The organism is Labilibaculum manganireducens, assembly GCF_002843385.1.
Classification (GTDB): Bacteria; Bacteroidota; Bacteroidia; order Bacteroidales; family Marinifilaceae; genus Labilibaculum; species Labilibaculum manganireducens.
The window spans coordinates 42,748-60,431 of the sequence record NZ_MVDE01000031.1; the positions used below are offsets into that span (position 1 = coordinate 42,748).

Sequence of the window (17,684 nt, forward strand, 5' to 3'; positions counted from 1 at the left end):
TCTTCATACGAGTTAGATAATAAAATTTACTCTTGTCAGAATGTATGAGATTAGAAGTTAAATTCCTTGTTTATTTTATTTTTTTTCAATTGCATCAGAAAGGATTTTGAGTTTTGCATGTAAGATGTTTATGGTATTCGCAAAGTGCATGATTTGATTTAATTCTTAGATAAGAAACACGCACATATAATAAAGCTCTGATTAGATCAAGTAAGGTCTGATAAATAGATCTCCTGAACAGCAATGTTTCGGAGATCTTTTTTTTGTTTCCACTTTCAAATTCAAACCGAAAACAGAGCTTATAATTTCGAATTATAAGCAATCAGCAAAGGCTCTAAAAAAGTCAATTTTTATTACTGATTAAATAGAGCTTAGTCCCTTGATTCTGCAAGCACTATGACCATCAATTCTTGTAATTTTTCTATATTTGTAAACTTTTTATAACAGATAAGATAATTTTAGTCGGAATAATGTCGGTAGACATTTGTCAATCAGTATCTAATTAGCATGGATTAATGATGAATACGAATGTGGATCGGAATTAGCGAATACAAGATAAATTTTACAATAAATGAGCACTAAATTCCCAGAGTACAAGAATCTTGATCTATCACAGGTCAACAAGGATATTCTAAAAGATTGGAACGAGAATAATACATTCGAGAAGAGTTTGCAGACTCGCGAAGGCAATCCCACATTTGTTTTTTATGAAGGACCACCTTCAGCAAATGGTATGCCTGGTATCCACCACGTTATGGCTCGTGCTCTTAAAGATATTGTGTGCAGATACAAAACTTTAAAGGGATTTCAGGTGAACCGTAAAGCAGGATGGGATACACATGGCTTGCCTGTAGAACTTGGTGTTGAGAAAGAACTGGGAATTACCAAAGAAGATATTGGGACTAAAATATCGGTTGATGATTACAACCTGGCCTGTCGTACCAATGTAATGAAATATACCCGTGAGTGGGAAGATTTAACTTCTAAAATGGGCTACTGGGTAAATATGGAAGAGCCGTATATTACTTACGATAACCGTTATATTGAAACACTTTGGTGGTTGTTGAAACAACTGTTTGAGAAAGATTTATTATACAAAGGATATACAATCCAACCGTTTTCTCCTGCAGCAGGTACCGGTTTATCAACTCATGAGTTAAATCAGCCTGGCTGTTATAAAGATGTGAAAGATACTACAGCTGTTGGTATGTTTAAAGTGGCCCGCGATGAGAAAAGCGAATTTCTTTACGAAGGAATAGATTGCGATGCCTATTTTATTGCATGGACAACTACTCCATGGACACTTCCTTCGAATACCGCTTTGGCTGTTGGTCCAAAAATCGAATACGTTCGTGTTCGCACTTTTAATCCGTATACAGGAATTCCTTGTGTGGTTATTTTGGCTAAAAATTTATTCTACAATTTCTTTGATAAAAAATACGAAGGACTTGAATTGGGAGAATATGAAGTTGGCGATAAGCGTTTAACCTACAAAACGCTTTCGGAACATGTAGGAGCCGATTTGGAAGGTCTTCGTTACGAGCAGTTAATGCCTTTGGTAAAACCTGAAGGTGATGCTTTCCGTGTCATCTTAGGTGATTTTGTAACAACAGAAGATGGTACAGGTATTGTTCACATCGCTCCAACTTTTGGTGCGGATGATGACAGGGTTGCCAAAGTAGCTGGTATCTCACCACTAATTCTTCGCGATAAAGAAGGTAAAATGCAGCCAATGGTTGATCGTACCGGGAAATTTTTCAAAATTGAAGATTTAAGTGAAGAGTTTGTAAAAGAATTTGTGAATGTTGAGGCTTACGGTGAGTATGCCGGTCGTTTTGTGAAAAATGCTTACGATCCAACCTTAACAGATGATGATGCGACTTTAGATATCGACATTGCTGTTGCCCTTAAGAAAGAAAGTCTGGCTTTTAAAGTCGAGAAGCATGTTCACAACTATCCACATTGCTGGAGAACAGATAAGCCAATTCTTTACTATCCATTGGATTCTTGGTTTATCGAAACAACAAAAGTCCGCGATCGTATGATCGAACTAAATAAAACCATTAACTGGAAACCTAAATCAACAGGTGAAGGTCGTTTTGGAAAATGGTTGGAGAATCTGCAGGATTGGAATCTTTCCCGCTCCCGTTATTGGGGAACTCCACTGCCAATTTGGGTGAGTGAGGATCGCGCTGAAATAAAATGTATAGGTTCAGTTGCAGAATTGAAAGCTGAAATTGAAAAATCGATGGTTGCCGGTTTCATGACCGAAAATATCCTGGCCGATTATATCGAAGGAGATAACAGCAAAGAGAATTACGAGAAATTCGACCTGCACCGACCATACGTTGATGGTTTGGTTTTGGTGAGTGAAACAGGCCAGAAATTGTTCCGTGAGCTTGATTTGATTGATGTTTGGTTTGATTCAGGTGCGATGCCATATGCGCAGCAACATTATCCTTTCGAAAACAAAGAGAATTTCGACAAGTTGTTTCCAGCTCAGTTTATTGCCGAAGGTGTTGATCAAACCCGTGGATGGTTCTTTACTTTGCATGCCATTGCAACCATGTGTTTCGATGGTGTTGCTTTCGAAAACATCATCTCCAACGGTTTGGTGCTGGATGCAAAAGGCAATAAGATGTCTAAACGTCTTGGAAATGCAGTTGATCCATTTTCAACCATTGAAAAATATGGTTCGGATCCGTTGCGTTGGTACATGATTACCAATGCTCAGCCTTGGGATAACTTGAAATTCGATTTAGGTGGTGTGGAAGAAGTTCGCCGTAAATTCTTCGGAACACTTTACAATACTTATAGTTTCTTCCAATTGTATGCGAATGTTGATGGATTTACTTATTCTGAAGCTGACGTGCCAATGGAACAGCGCCCTGAAATTGATCGTTGGATTCTTTCTCTGTTGAACTCCTTAATTAAAGAAGTTGAAGAGTGTTATGAAGCCTATGAGCCAACTCGTGCCGGTCGTGCAATTCAGAATTTTGTAAATGAAAACCTATCAAACTGGTACGTTCGTTTGTGTCGAAAAAGATATTGGGGTGGAGACTATTCTACCGATAAAATTTCTGCTTACCAAACTTTGTACAGATGTTTAGAGACCATTTCTGTATTGGCTTCACCAATTGCTCCTTTCTATATGGATCAATTGTTTAAAGATCTGAATTCAGTTACCGGTCGTTTTACTGAAGAATCGGTTCATTTGGTGAATTTCCCTAAATACGATCCAGAAGTAATTGATTCTGAACTGGAAGAAAGAATGGATATGGCTCAGAAGATTTCGTCAATGTCACTTGGATTACGCCGTAAAGTGAAAATACGTGTTCGTCAGCCTCTGCAAAAGATTATTATTCCCATTCTTGATGATTCTATGGTGCCTCAGTTAGAGGCTATTAAGAATATCGTTCTTTCAGAAATTAATGTGAAGGAAATGGAATTCATTACCGATACAACAGGTGTTTTAGTAAAAAATATCAAGCCTAACTTTAAGACCTTAGGGCCAAAGCATGGTAAGATAATGAAACAAATTGCTGCTGAAATTGGTAAAATGACTCAGGAAGATATTCTTGCTTTCGAAAAAGCAGGTAGTTACACAATTGTGGTAAACAATGAAAATGTCAGCCTGACTCCTGAAGATGTAGAAATTGTTTCTGAAGATATTCCAGGATGGTTAGTTGCAAATGAAGGGAAACTTACTGTTGCAATGGACGTAAACATAACCGAAGAATTACGTAAAGAAGGAATTGCCCGTGAGTTTATCAATAGAATTCAGAATTTAAGGAAGGACAGCGATTTTGATGTAACCGATAAAATTAAGCTTCAAATTATGATGCATGATTCTATTAATGATGCTGTAATTGCTCATAAAGAATACATTGGGACTCAGACCTTAGCAGTTAGTATTGAATTAGTAGAAAAATTAGCTAAGAATGAAGCTAAAGCAGTTGAGATTGAGCAGGGTGTAGAGAGCTTTATTAAGATTGAAAAAGTTAGTGAATAATCGATTTTTTGTTATCTTTAAAAAAAATAGAAACAATGGCAGAAAAGAAGCGATATACAGACGAAGAGTTGCAGGAATTCAAAGATTTGATTAATGCTAAACTTGAGAAAGCAAAAAAAGATTATGTGACTTTAAAAGCAGTAATCTCGAATAGTTCTGGAAATGATACTGAAGATACTTCACCTACTTTTAAAGTATTGGAAGAAGGCGCTTCTGTATTGTCGAAAGAGGAAGCAGGACGTTTAGCTGAACGTCAGGCGAAGTTTATTTCTCATCTGGAAATAGCTCTAATCCGCATTGAAAATAAAACCTATGGTATTTGTCGTGAGACAGGTAATTTAATTGCTAAAGAAAGACTTCGTGCTGTTCCTCATGCTACATTAAGTATCGAGGCTAAAAACAAACAGTAAGATCTTTTATTGAATATATCTTAATGATTGGAAGAATATTCTTCCAATCATTTTTGTTTACAAATCAGGGTTTCTATTTATTTGGAATCTGAAATAGATTAGCTGTTAACGATTAAATAGTCAATATGTCTTTATTTAAAAAATCGGTAGTACTTATTGTACTACTTCTTGTTTTGGATCAGGTAGTAAAAATTTGGATCAAAACCCATATGATGCTGGGAGAAGAGTATTCAGTATTCGGGGATTGGTTCTTGATTCATTTTATTGAAAACAATGGAATGGCTTTCGGAATGGAATTAGAAGGTCAGTGGGGGAAAATTCTTTTAAGTTTGTTTCGAATATTTGCTGTTTGCGGTATTGGGTGGTATCTGTACGATATCTCGACTAAGAAAGCGCCTTTGGGATTAGTAATTTCAATTGCTTTGATTTTTTCAGGAGCAATGGGTAACATTATTGACAGTGCTTTTTATGGATTAATTTTTAATGACAGCTACTATCAGGTTTCAACTTTTATGCCTGAAGCGGGAGGCTATGCATCTTTTTTACATGGCAAAGTAGTTGATATGCTTTATTTCCCTCTTCTGGAAGGAAGATTTCCTGAATGGTTACCCATGTGGGGCGGAGAACATTATATTTTCTTTCGTCCGGTTTTTAATATTGCCGATTCATACATAACAATTGGCGTTACTTTTATCCTTTTGTTTCAGCGAAAATATTTCATGAAAGAGCATAAATAAAAAAATAATTTATATCAATATAGTAAGTATAAAAGCCCGTTTAGGGCTTTTTGTACTATTGATAAGCAAGTACTGCCTGACCAATTCCTGATTCGTTAAAATGTCTGGAAATATGTAAGGTAAAATTTTCCTGTGACTTTTCTTTTTCTTACAAAACATAAATTATTATTTGCTGATTGTTTCAGATTGTCTTATATTTATTATTAAACTCATGTTTATGATTATATTTCTTGATTGAATTGTAATTAAGGAGTTTGTGTGTTAATAAAGACTACTACTAACGACTAGCAATTGTAAATTTATGCAAATACCATTCATTTCTATCAAACGGGAAGTATTCTCTTAATGGTAGTTTTTTTAATTTTTATCTGAATGATGTATGTAAGAACACTTCTGTAGCATACTTAAAGTATTCGATATTGCGCAATTGTTATATTAAATTGACTAAAGAGTATGAAAAGTAAGATCCGAATTTTAATAGTTGAGGATGAATATGCCATTGATGAAGGAATTCTGAACTGCTTAAACGATATGGATTATGAGATAGTTAAAACGGTATTTCATTCCAAAGCAGCTCTCGAATTTTTAGTGAGTACCGAAATCGATATTGTTCTGATTGATGTAAATTTGAACGATGATCTTAACGGATGTCAATTAGCAGAGATCATTAAATGTGAATTCAGAATTCCGTTTATATTTCTCATTTCAACTGTTGGGCAAATTAGTATTGAAAAGCTAAAGGAGGCGAATCCAAGTGTAATAGTATTGCAAAATCCGACATTAAATCAAATACATTTTTCATTAACAATTGCAGTGAATAATAGTGAGAAGTTGAATCACACTTTGGGCGAAAATAAAGAAGAAAATTTGTCCTTGGAGCATTTAAATAATTGTCTGTTTTTAAAGAAGAACAATCATTTTGACAGAGTTAATTTTGAGGAGATATTTTGGTTAAGGGCTGAGAATAACTATACGGTAATTCATACAACAAAAGGAGACTATCTATACTCAACTGTTCTTAAGAAGTTCACAGCAAAATTGCCGGGAAATCAGTTTATTAGGGTGCATAGATCATATATAATTAATCTCACTAAAATTGATGGTTTTGAAGGGAAAATGATCATAGTTGATGGCCAGCACATTCCAGTTGCAAAAACTTACTGCAATAATGTGTTTGATTTATTGCATACCATATAATTATCAGTTCCCAACCAGTAAAACTAATCAAACAGAACAGCAGGAAATGATAGCAGAAATAAGAACGGCAAACAAGTTATAGTTCTTGTTGAAACGAATTGAAGTAGATACACTTAATATTACCGAAACATCTGGTACAATTATTCTGAAATATCCAGATATATTCTTAATTATTTTTTGTTGAATTATTGGAACTGGCTGTAGAAGTATCAAAAGGAGAGGATAGTGCATATAAATTAGAGACATAATAGGAAAAGGAGTTACTGGAATTGAAAAAGAGGCAGTTTCATAGTTAGGAGACAGCCTCTTTTTTAGATTAAGCGATTTTGCGTAAGCAGTATCCCATAAAGTGTGTAAGTAAAGTTATTCTGTTTCTTTGGATTAGCCTTAGGATTTTTTAACTTAACATCTACTAATTTCAGAAATCCGGGGAATGCCGTTTATAGGTTGATAAATTTCAATCATTGCAACCGTGGCAGGAGCATTTGGAGAGACTTCTTTAGCATTGCAAATGAATCTGAAGTTGGTTCCGCCAACAATTTGGCAAGCTACAGCGAAAGGACTATATTCAACTCCTACCAGATCCTCAGTGGCTTTTTGAAATATATCTTTAGCTTCTTTTGAAATCTTTGTGCTGTAAGGAGTATAAGCACCTGTTGTTACTTCTGATTTTTCCATCTTTGTTTATTAATTATTGTATTGCAGGATATAATTCCTAAAAACAAATATTAAGTTAACAAATTTGTGAAAAAAATTAAATGAGTGGATGGCATGAATGTTTTAGTGAAAAGCTAGTATTTTTGAGTGAAAAAATAATAGTGATACTAATCGAACCTATAAAAGATATTTCAGAAAGTGATTCCTATTTTATAAATGAAATTTGGTTTTGTTTTTTGAGAAGTTGAATCGTATTATAAGCAAAAAAGCCCGTTAGGGCTTTTTTATGATTTAGTTTGATTGGCTTTTCTTTTTCGTTGTGCTTTAAAGTATAATATCTGACTGCGTAAACTCCATATTCCACCAGCTATTATAATGAGGAATATCCATTGTTTTCTGCCCCATCCTGCATCTCCAAAAATACCTTTCGACAGCATCACTAGAGACATGATTATTATTAGGCTTGTTACAAGTGCAGCAACATGTCCTACTGCGGCATTCTCTTTCTGAATGCCTGTGGTGCAAAAGTACAGTATAAGTCCAAAGAAAGTAGGAATCAAGGCTGTCAATTGCCAATCTCCTGCATCAAAGTACCTTGCTGAAACTCCAATTAATCCAACAAGTATTAGGATTATAGAATAAACTTTATTGATTTGATATGCTTCTTTCATGAATGTTATTTTTATTTAAATCAAATTAAAACACTAAAATACAAAAACTCATGAACAATCAAAACAGTTTCATCATTTGAATATTGATTACAAAATAGAAAGCATAAGAAAGGCCGTCACTCCTGACAGCCTTTCTTGGACAACCTTAAAACTCAACCATGTATTGATTATCGTACCGCGATTACCAAATACTTTGAAGATTTCCAGAATTCAACCGGATCCAGGATTGTAATGCCTTCAACTGTCTCAACTCCCTCAACCTTATAAGAGCTGCTTGGATGATTTGTTACAAAACTAATCTTCTTCCCGATGACAGGAATAGTAGTAACTTTGGTGATATCAATTTTTTCAAATTCACTTGTATTAAAATCTTTATTAAGAACTGCTGTTTTTCCAATTCCGATAAATCCACCGTCTTTGGTAATTACATTTTTCTCTTGTAATTCTTTGCTGGTTCCAAATATATAGTAAGCTGTATTTAGTTCGTTTGTTGCGTTTTCAATTACTTTCGTTTTGTTTTCGTTTTCAGTATTTAAAGCCAACACAGTTCCATTTAGCTCAGTCACTTGTCCATTTAAGTTATCTACTTCAATGTTCAATTTAGCTACTTTGTCATTCAGAACAATAATTTCACCTTCTTTAGCTTCCAATTCCGTTTTTAAACGATCAGTTAATTTGCGTAGCTTAGAGTTTTGATACCAGCTATTATTTAATTTTTTGTCTAATTCTTCAATTTTTAATTTGTTTTGTTCTAACAAATTATTGATTGAAGTTAAATCACTTGCAATTTTTTGTTTTTGAGATTGATTAGGATTCTCAGAGTTAACTGCAATAATATTTTCTTTTTGCTTAATCATTTCAAGATTTTCTTCAATTGAATTTAATGATCCAATAAATTCATTAATCGAAGAATCTTTTTCCTGAGCCATTACAGTTAGCTGCTGGTTTTGTTCTCTTAATTGTTTTAACTCTTTTTGATTACATGAGATAAATAATGGAACAAACAGCAATGCTATAAGAATACGTTTCATAAATTAGTTTTTAGAGATTAGGTTTCATTATCTTGTTTCTATTACATATATGAATATCATGCCAAGATTATACGCCAAAGGAGATTATTCATCTATTCATTATAACTTACATGTTATCAGTGATTAATGCGCTGTTTCGTTTGCGCGGATAGATTGCGGTTTTAGAGTTGAGGAATCGGAGTTGGGGAATATTTCCCCAGTTCATGGGTATAAAATACCCAAAAGGTTAAGGGTTGTTTAAAGGAATGTGTACCAGTATTTTGAGCACGGACTAAAAATATTCTTATTAACTTTACCTTAAAGAATTTAAACCTTACTGTGATATAAGAAAACAAATAAATTCAAATGGTATCAGAAAGTAGAAGTAATATAAAGGTAAAAGTAGTTGCAGGGTACATATTTGTGTTCCTGGCTATTTTTGCTTCTGTCTTGATTGCTTACCAGTCTTATAATAAACTTCTGGATTCTGTTATATACTTATCGAAACCGGATGCCGAGATTGCCAGAATGAACCGGATTTTGACAAATTTATCGGAAGCTGAAAATAAAATCAGAATTTATTCATTAACAAAAAAGGAACGATACCTGGCTAATTATGCTGAAAATATTATAGAGATTCAAAATGATTTGGATTCCCTTAGATATTTTAGTGATGATAGTAGTAAATCGTTTTTATTAATTGATTCAATGAATTATTTATTGGAGGAACGTGCTGATAAATTAGAGAAGTTTGTTGAATTAAAAAGATCAAAAGAGAAGGAAAATCTTTCTCAAAAAGCGATGGAGCAACTAAGTGAAGTCTCTGATGCGGCAAAAACCAAAATTAAGACTACCACAACTACTACAACGTTTTTGGATACAGTTGTTAGTCCGGCTGAGGTGAAGGAAAAGAAGAAGAAAGGATTTGTTGCCAGACTTTTTAGTGGCAAAAAGAGTGAAACCAAAATAGATTCCATTGAAACTGTAATTCAACGAACTCAAATTCAGGTTGATACTAGTTATTTGCCACAAGCCGATAGTTTGTTGAGAAGTTTAGAGAATATGTTGATTACTGCTCAGGCCAAAGAGCGATTAAACAGAGAGATTGTTTCGAATGAAGAATTGCGTTTAGTTGAGGAAAACTCATTAATGTGGGATAAAATTAAAATTTTATTGCGTCAGTTGGAAAAGGAAAGATTGCAGCAATTAACTCATGAATCCGATAGTGCTAAAATGATAGCGAGTAATTCAATATTTGTGATTTCTGTAATTATTATTGTTGGTTTTATATTGGGAATTCTGTTTATAATTTTCATTCTTACCGATATCACTAAAAGTAATTTTTACCGAAAGGAATTGATTGTTGCTAAAGGGAAAGCAGAAAAATTGGCAAAAGTGAAAGAGGACTTTTTAGCCATTATGAGTCACGAGATAAGAACTCCTCTTAATGCCATAATTGGTTTTACAAATCAGCTGAATAAAACAAAATTAGAAGAACAGCAACAGGGATTCGTACGGGTTCTTAAAAACTCTTCGAAACATTTACTTGGCTTGGTCAATGAAATTCTCGATTTGTCGAAAATTGAAGCTGGCAAACTACATATTGAAAATATTGCGTTTCAACCTTATTCACTGGTTTTTGACGTATTTGATGTTCTGAAGATTAATGCTGAAAATAGGGAAATCGATTTTACTTGGGAATACGATGGGGATTCTCAGATTAATTTGGATAGTGATCCGTTTCGAATTAAACAGATTCTATTGAATTTGGGTAGTAATGCCATAAAATTTACTTCGAAGGGATCTGTTAGAATCAAATCATCTGTTGTTCAAATCGATAAGTACTTTATGTTCGAAGTCAATGTAATTGATACAGGAATTGGAATTGATGAGAATAAATTAGAAACAATTTTTGAAGATTTCAGTCAGGCAGATTCGTTTTCGGCAAGGAAGTATGGTGGAACAGGATTGGGTTTGGCAATTAGCAGAAGATTATCACGATTGTTAGGTGGTGATTTGTATGTAGAGAGTAAGTTGGGTGAAGGATCTTGTTTTACTTTACGGATACCATTATTGGAATCGAAAGAAGAGGTGACTGAGCATAAAGGATTAAGAGAGGTTCTAATTCCTGATTTTTTAAAGCAAAAATCCTTTTTGGTTGCAGATGACGATCCATACAGCTTGTTACTGTTAAAAACTATTTTTTCCAGTTGGGGCTTGCAGGCAGATTTTGTGGAAGATGGATCTAAGGCCTTCGATTTGATCAGGCAAAAAGATTACGATCTGATTCTTACAGATATTCACATGCCTGAAATGGGAGGAATTGAGCTGTGTAAAAATATTAGAAAATTGGAGCAAACCCAAAAATCTGAGATTCCAATTATTGCTTTAACGGCGAATGTGAGAGAGTCGGATTTAAAACAGTATATACAATCGGGAATGACAGATTGCCTTGTGAAACCATTCGATGAGGCTGTTCTGATGGGAATGCTTCGAGATTTATTTGGGAATGCGAAAGAAGAGAGAATTGAATTAAAAGGTACTGACAAAACAATGTCGGATGATCTTTTCGACTTAACTCAAATTAAGCAATTTACCTCCGATGATCAGGGATTAGTTAATCAGATATTGGAGCAGTTTATTGTTTCTGCACACGAAAATGTCGATTTATTGAATAAAGCTTTGATTGATAAAAATTATCTGGCTATTGGTGAAATTGCTCATAAGATGCTTTCTTCGTTTAACCAGCTTAGGGTTGTAATTGTGGTTCCTATTTTAACGCGATTGGAAACCATTCTTCATAAAAAAGAAAATGCTGAGATAAACCACGAAGAGATAAGAGAGTTGGTTGCAACTGTTACTGCCAATACAAATTTAGTAATATCATCTATTCGTGATGAAATTATTGCCTAAGTCTATTTTTAAATATCGATTCCGTATTGTTTAATCTTATTGTATAAGGTTTTTCTGTCGATATTAAGCATTCTGGCGGCTTTCGATTTGTTATAGTTCACCTTTCGGAGCGTGGATACAATTAACTCCTTTTCGTTTGCAGCCTGAATTAATTTAAGATTGGAACCTTCCACAATAAAACTACTATTGGCATTGTTATTTAAGATTTCATGGGGTAGACTGGTTAGTTCTACTTTCTTTTCAGGACTAAGCAAAACAGATCTTCTTATAACATTTCGAAGCTCTCTTAAATTGCCCGGCCATGAATAAGATTTGAATTTTTCCAAAACCTCGGAGCTAAATCCGGTTATTTCTTTATTCAGCTCATTATTGGATAGTTCGAGAAAATAATTCGAAAACAATTCAATATCTTCAATTCTGTTTCGCAAGGCAGGAACAGTAATTTTGAATTCGTTTAAACGATGGTAAAGATCTTCTCTAAAGTCTCCATTATTTACTGCTACTGATAAGTCTTCATTGGTAGCAACAACAATCCGGACATCGACATCAATATCTTTATTGCTTCCAATTCTACGAACTTTACGTTCTTGCAAAGCCCTTAACAGCTTCATTTGAATTTCATAGGATAAATTTCCTATTTCGTCCAGAAACAAGGTTCCTCCCTGAGCTGATTCAAATTGACCTTCTTTATCGTTTATTGCCCCGGTAAATGAACCTTTTATATGACCGAACAGTTCGCTTCCTGCTAAATCTGTTGATAAAGCACCACAATCAACGGCAACAAAAGCTTTCTTTTTTCTTTTACTGTCAAAGTGAATTCTTCGGGCTGCAATTTCTTTTCCAGTACCACTCTCCCCCTCAATAATAACAGACATATCTGTGGGTGCCACCAATTTAATGTACTGGTCAATTTGTAAGGAATTTGGACTGTTTCCACTTACAAATTCAAGCTCTTCTTTGTTCTTCTTCTCTTGTGAATTTTTAGAACTTTTAGGTTCTTCTGATTTTGCAAGAGCAGAATTGATTAGCAAGAGTATTTCATCTGGGTTAAGCGGTTTGGTTACATATTCAAACGCGCCCATTTTTATTGCACTCACAGCGGTTCTTATATCAGCATAAGAAGTCATAATGATAACGGGAACATGAGGATGCATTGATTTTATTTTTTGGAGAAGTTCCAATCCATCAAAATCAGGCAAACGGAAATCACTTAATACAAGATCAAATTGATTAATCTCCAACTTTTTTAATGCTTCTCCGGCAGAAAACACAGTATCTGCATCAAAGTTTTTACGCTTTAACAAGCCCTGAAGCATCAGGCAAATAGTTGGATCATCATCAATTATCAATATCTTTTTCATGCGGAACCTTACCTTTATTTAATATGTGTGGGTTTCAATCAAAATTACATAAAAAGAGTGGATGAATGAAATGATGCCTCTCATTTTATTATTTATTAAGAAATGTGTTTTATTAAATTGATTAACAATAGAAAAAGGCCGGATTTCAAATGAGAGATCCGACCTTGCTTTGCGTTTTTTTTGAATTATATATTTTTTTCAGAATCAGCTAATACAAAATCAAGTTGCTTGGCAACCAAATTTGCTTTGGCAACCAAAATTTCAACTTTATCTCCCAGTTGATAAATTTTACGATGATTGCGTCCAACAATACAATAGTTGTCTTCGTCAAATTCATAGAAATCATCTTCCAACTCACGAATTGAAACCATTCCTTCGCATTTGTTTTCATCCAATTCCACGTAAAAGCCCCATTCGGTTACGCCGGATATTGTTCCCACAAACTCCTGACCAAGATGTTCCTGCATGAATTCCACCTGTTTGTATTTTATGGATGCCCGTTCGGCTTGTGCTGCTTTTTGCTCCATTTCACTGCAATGACGGCAATACTCTTCGTATTTCTCTTTATTTACCGATTTAGCACCCGAAAAATATTTCTCCAGTAATCTGTGAGCCATCATATCGGGATACCTTCTAATTGGCGATGTGAAGTGTGAGTAATGATCGAAATGCAATCCATAATGACCAATATTTACGGTAGAATATTCGGCTTTTGCCATGGAGCGAATCGCTAAAGTTTCCACCAGATTTTGAATGGTTTCACCTTTTACATCGTGCAATAAAGCGTTTAGCGAACTGGATATGGCTCCCGGATTTGTTGTTTTTAAACTGTATCCGAATTTTTGAATAAATTGGTTGAAAGTATTTAGTTTTTCAGGATTTGGCTGGTCATGAGTTCTGTAAACAAATGTTTTAGCAGTTTTGCCTTTTGGTACACGTCCAACAACTTCAGCAACACGTTTGTTGGCCAAGAGCATAAATTCCTCAATTAGCTTGTTCGAATCTTTTGATTCTTTAAAATAAACGCGTGTTGGTTTACCCGCTTCATCAATATCAAATTTTACTTCGAAACGATCAAAATCAATTGCTCCTTTTTTGAATCTTCTTTTACGCAGCAATTTAGCCAGTTTATCCAATTCAAGAACTTCTTCACTAAAATCTCCTTCTCCGGTTTCAATAATCTCCTGTGCCTCTTCGTAGGTGAATCGTCGGTTCGAATTAATTACGGTTTTACCAATCCATGTATTGATTACATCTGCAGTATCATCCATTTCGAAAACAGCAGAAAAAGTTAATTTTTCCTCATTGGGTCTCAGGGAACAAATTCCGTTCGATAAACGTTCCGGTAACATTGGAACCACACGGTCTACCAAATAAACAGAGGTTGCTCTGTCGAAAGCTTCTTGTTCAATGATACTCCCTTTTCTTACGTAATGTGTAACATCAGCAATGTGAACACCAATTTCCCAGTTTCCATTCTCCAAAGCCCGAATCGACAATGCATCATCAAAATCTTTCGCATCGTGCGGATCGATGGTGAAGGTTGTGGCCTCTCTGAAGTCTCTGCGAAGAGCAATTTCTTCTTTTGTTATTACATCGGATATTTCCTCTGCGGCTTCGTTTACATTTTCGGGGAAAATATGAGGCAGATCAAACTCAGCCAAAATCGCATGCATCTCGGTGTTGTTATCACCGGGTTTACCCAAAACAGTTGTAATCTGACCAACCGGATTTTTCGATTTTTTAGGCCATTCGGTTATTTGTGCAATTGCCTTATCGCCATTTTGTGCACCATTTAACTTTGCCAAAGGAATAAAAATATCGTATGGCATTTGTTTGCCCGATGAAACCAGAAACGCATAGTTTTTAGAAACATCAACGATTCCTACAAAAGTGGTTTTTTTCCTTTTAACGATTTCGACCACTTCGCCTTCGGGTTGCTTGCTTTTTTTACGTGCATACAAGGAAACTTTAACGATATCACCATGTAAAGCTCTATTTAAATTTGCCTGCGATACAAAAACATCTTCTTCAATTTCTTCCGAAACAATAAATGCAGATCCTCGCGCAGTCATGTCTACTTTGCCCGTGATGTTGCCAATTTTCGATTTTAATTTGTATTTCCCTGTGGAAATTTCGCTCAAAACATCTAAATCAACCATATCGCAAAGAATTCCGACCACGAGCTGTTTAGTGCCCATATCCTTAATCCCTAATTCGCCTGAAATCTGTTTGTAATTGAGCGTTTTTGTTGGGTTTTGGGCAAATATTCCATCAATTAGTTTTGTTAGACTACTGCGGTTATATTTTGGGCTTTCTTTTTTATTTTCTTTTCTATTTTTTTTTGACATTTCTTAAATTTTATAATTCTACTATTGAATTAATCATGTATGAGTTGACAGTTTAAAGTAAGAATAAAAAATGTATTTTGAATCTTAAAATCAATATTACATTGTTAAGGTTTTCTTCTCAGGCTATGAACTGTATCTATACTATTCTAGTTCGATTAATTTCTATATAATTCTTGTTGTTATTTCCTTTTTGTTGATTTTCCCTTACATTCAATTAGGAAGGTGAATGTTTTAAAGTAACCATTGCTGATGACGGTAATCGCAATTAAGGATATTGGAAAGAATATTTTATGTCACAAAGATAGTGAAGGAATCTATATAGACAATAAAAAGAGTGGATTATGATTGAACTTACTGTTTTATTGTTGATTTTAAGCCCAAACTTTTGAGTTGAAAGGAGTTTTTTCGGAATCTACTTCTTCGGGAAGTTCAAAATTAGGATGAAATGGTGCCTATCTATCAGAATTCTAAAGTTATTCGCAAGATATTTTATGGCGAGCAATAATTTTTTATAATTTTACACTCCCAATAGAATTTCGATTATATTACAGTTATGGAAAATAAGTTGTTCATTTATAATACTCTAAATCGTAAAAAAGAATTGTTTGAACCCATTAATGCTCCCCATGTTGGGCTGTATGTATGCGGTCCTACGGTATATGGTGATGCGCATTTGGGTCATGCCCGGCCAGCAATCACATTCGATTTGGTTTTTCGTTACTTAATGCATCTTGGATACAAAGTACGCTACGTTAGAAACATTACCGATGTAGGGCATTTGGTGAATGATGCAGATGAGGGCGAAGATAAAATTGCCAAAAAGGCTCGTTTGGAACAACTGGAGCCAATGGAAATAGTGCAGTTTTTTACCGATCGCTATCACAATGATATGCAAGATTTGAATGTATTGAAGCCAAGTATCGAGCCTCGTGCATCAGGACATATTATTGAGCAAATGGAAGTGATTGATAAATTGTTTGCAAATGGATTTGCCTATGAGAGTGAAGGTTCTGTCTATTTTGATGTAGAAGCATACAGCAAAAAATATGATTACGGCAAGTTATCAGGTAGAAAAATAGAAGAACTGCTTTCGAATACCCGAGATTTGGATGGACAGAGCGAAAAGAAAAATAGTTTCGACTTTGCGCTTTGGAAAAAAGCAAGTCCGGAGCACATTATGCGCTGGCCTTCGAAATGGAGTGATGGATTTCCTGGCTGGCATCTGGAATGTTCCGCAATGAGTCAGAAATACCTGGGTGCTAAATTTGATATCCACGGAGGTGGATTGGATCTGCAATTTCCGCATCACGAATGTGAGATTGCTCAATCGACAGGATCAAATGGTCACGAAGCTGTAAAATACTGGATGCATAACAACATGATCACCATCAATGGTCAGAAGATGGGTAAATCATTGGGAAACTTTGTGAATTTATCTTCTATGTTTTCAGGAGAGAATGATGTGCTGGAACAGGCATACAGCCCGATGACGGTTCGCTTTTTCATGTTGCAGGCTCATTACCGCAGTCCCTTGGATTTCTCAAACGATGCGCTTCAGGCAGCAGAAAAAGGTTTTAAACGTTTGATGACAGCTGTTGCAACGATAGATAAAATACAAGCATCGGCTTCTTCTTCCAATTCAGTAGAGGAATTAAAAGCGAAGTGTTATGAGGCATTAAATGACGATTTTAATACACCGGTATTAATTGCTCATTTGTTTGATGGAGTGAAGATGATCAATTCATTGGCTGTTGGAAAGGAAACGATTACTGCTTCTGATCTTTCTGTTTTAAAGGATTTGTATCACAATTTGGTGTTTGATGTGTTGGGCCTGAAAGATGAAGGTGAAACGGGAGGGAATAACGAGATACTCGATAAGGTTGTCCGTTTGCTGCTGTCGACCCGCGACGAGGCCAAAAAGAATAAAGACTGGGCTACTGCTGATAAAATAAGAGATGAATTGACCAATTTGGGCATTGTTGTAAAAGACACCAAAAACGGTTATGAATGGGAAATCTTAAAATAATACAAACTGTCCTGACTGATCAGGGCAGTTTTTTTAGTATGTCGGGCATGGTAACGTGCTATCAAGATGAAACGTTCTTGAGTTCGCCGAGTTGACAGGAAGAACTAGCAATTGGCAAGGGTGTTGGGGGCGACCCCAAATCTGAAGGAAGCCATCAGCAAAGTCATCGTTCTAACGAACAGAAACTTGATATAAGGCTTATTAGTGTGGGTAACCGAGCTATGGATTGGGAAAACCCAAAAGTCAACCGTAACCACTAAGAGTAAATCAAGTAGGACGTGACGAAAGTACGTTATCTTATCCCGAGAGATCTCATAACCTGTTGTCCAAAACAACAAA

11 protein-coding genes are annotated in these 17,684 nt (G+C 35.1%); 6 read left to right on the plus strand and 5 right to left on the minus strand.

Translation table 11 applies throughout. The features are described 5' to 3' along the window. The first annotated feature begins 571 nt into the window (after positions 1-571). The 4 genes from ileS to BZG01_RS16630 all read left to right on the plus strand — a co-directional run bounded on the left by ileS (position 572) and on the right by BZG01_RS16630 (position 6,356). The gene (gene ileS, locus BZG01_RS16615) at positions 572-4,012 is read left to right on the plus strand and encodes an isoleucine--tRNA ligase (protein WP_101310970.1); all 3,441 of its coding nucleotides are present in this window, start codon (positions 572-574) and stop codon (positions 4,010-4,012) included. 35 nt (positions 4,013-4,047) lie between these two features. Beyond that, a complete protein-coding gene (locus BZG01_RS16620) occupies positions 4,048-4,422 on the plus strand; it encodes a TraR/DksA family transcriptional regulator (protein WP_101310971.1) in 375 nt (124 codons plus the stop codon). 125 nt (positions 4,423-4,547) lie between these two features. Further along, positions 4,548-5,159 (plus strand): lipoprotein signal peptidase, encoded by a 612-nt coding sequence (locus BZG01_RS16625; protein WP_101310972.1) that lies wholly within the window; start codon positions 4,548-4,550, stop codon positions 5,157-5,159. Between the two features lie 453 nt (positions 5,160-5,612). Next, positions 5,613-6,356 (plus strand): LytR/AlgR family response regulator transcription factor, encoded by a 744-nt coding sequence (locus BZG01_RS16630; RefSeq protein WP_101310973.1) that lies wholly within the window; start codon positions 5,613-5,615, stop codon positions 6,354-6,356. 402 nt (positions 6,357-6,758) lie between these two features. Here BZG01_RS16630 and BZG01_RS16635 read toward each other — a convergent pair whose 3' ends face one another. From BZG01_RS16635 to BZG01_RS16645, 3 genes are all read right to left on the minus strand, one after another. After that, positions 6,759-7,034: a hypothetical protein gene (locus BZG01_RS16635; RefSeq protein WP_101310974.1), complete on the minus strand. Its 276-nt coding sequence runs from the start codon at positions 7,032-7,034 to the stop codon at positions 6,759-6,761. A 263-nt stretch (positions 7,035-7,297) separates the two neighbouring features. Continuing rightward, positions 7,298-7,684, minus strand: coding sequence for a hypothetical protein (locus BZG01_RS16640; protein WP_101310975.1), 387 nt, complete (start codon positions 7,682-7,684; stop codon positions 7,298-7,300). A 167-nt stretch (positions 7,685-7,851) separates the two neighbouring features. After that, positions 7,852-8,715 carry a Cbp1 family collagen-binding glycoprotein adhesin gene (locus tag BZG01_RS16645; RefSeq protein WP_101310976.1) on the minus strand — a complete coding sequence of 288 codons (864 nt, stop codon included), beginning with the start codon at positions 8,713-8,715 and terminating at the stop codon, positions 7,852-7,854. Positions 8,716-9,060: 345 nt separating this feature from the next. Between BZG01_RS16645 and BZG01_RS16650 the strand changes: the two genes are divergently transcribed. Then, the gene (locus BZG01_RS16650; protein ID WP_101310977.1) at positions 9,061-11,607 is read left to right on the plus strand and encodes a response regulator; all 2,547 of its coding nucleotides are present in this window, start codon (positions 9,061-9,063) and stop codon (positions 11,605-11,607) included. An 8-nt stretch (positions 11,608-11,615) separates the two neighbouring features. Here BZG01_RS16650 and BZG01_RS16655 read toward each other — a convergent pair whose 3' ends face one another. Then, complete coding sequence (locus tag BZG01_RS16655; protein WP_101310978.1) at positions 11,616-12,968, minus strand: sigma-54-dependent transcriptional regulator; 1,353 nt, start codon at positions 12,966-12,968, stop codon at positions 11,616-11,618. Between the two features lie 185 nt (positions 12,969-13,153). Further along, positions 13,154-15,319, minus strand: coding sequence for a ribonuclease R (gene rnr, locus BZG01_RS16660; protein WP_101310979.1), 2,166 nt, complete (start codon positions 15,317-15,319; stop codon positions 13,154-13,156). A 553-nt stretch (positions 15,320-15,872) separates the two neighbouring features. Between rnr and cysS the strand changes: the two genes are divergently transcribed. After that, complete coding sequence (gene cysS / locus BZG01_RS16665; protein ID WP_101310980.1) at positions 15,873-17,345, plus strand: cysteine--tRNA ligase; 1,473 nt, start codon at positions 15,873-15,875, stop codon at positions 17,343-17,345. Positions 17,346-17,684 lie beyond the last annotated feature (339 nt).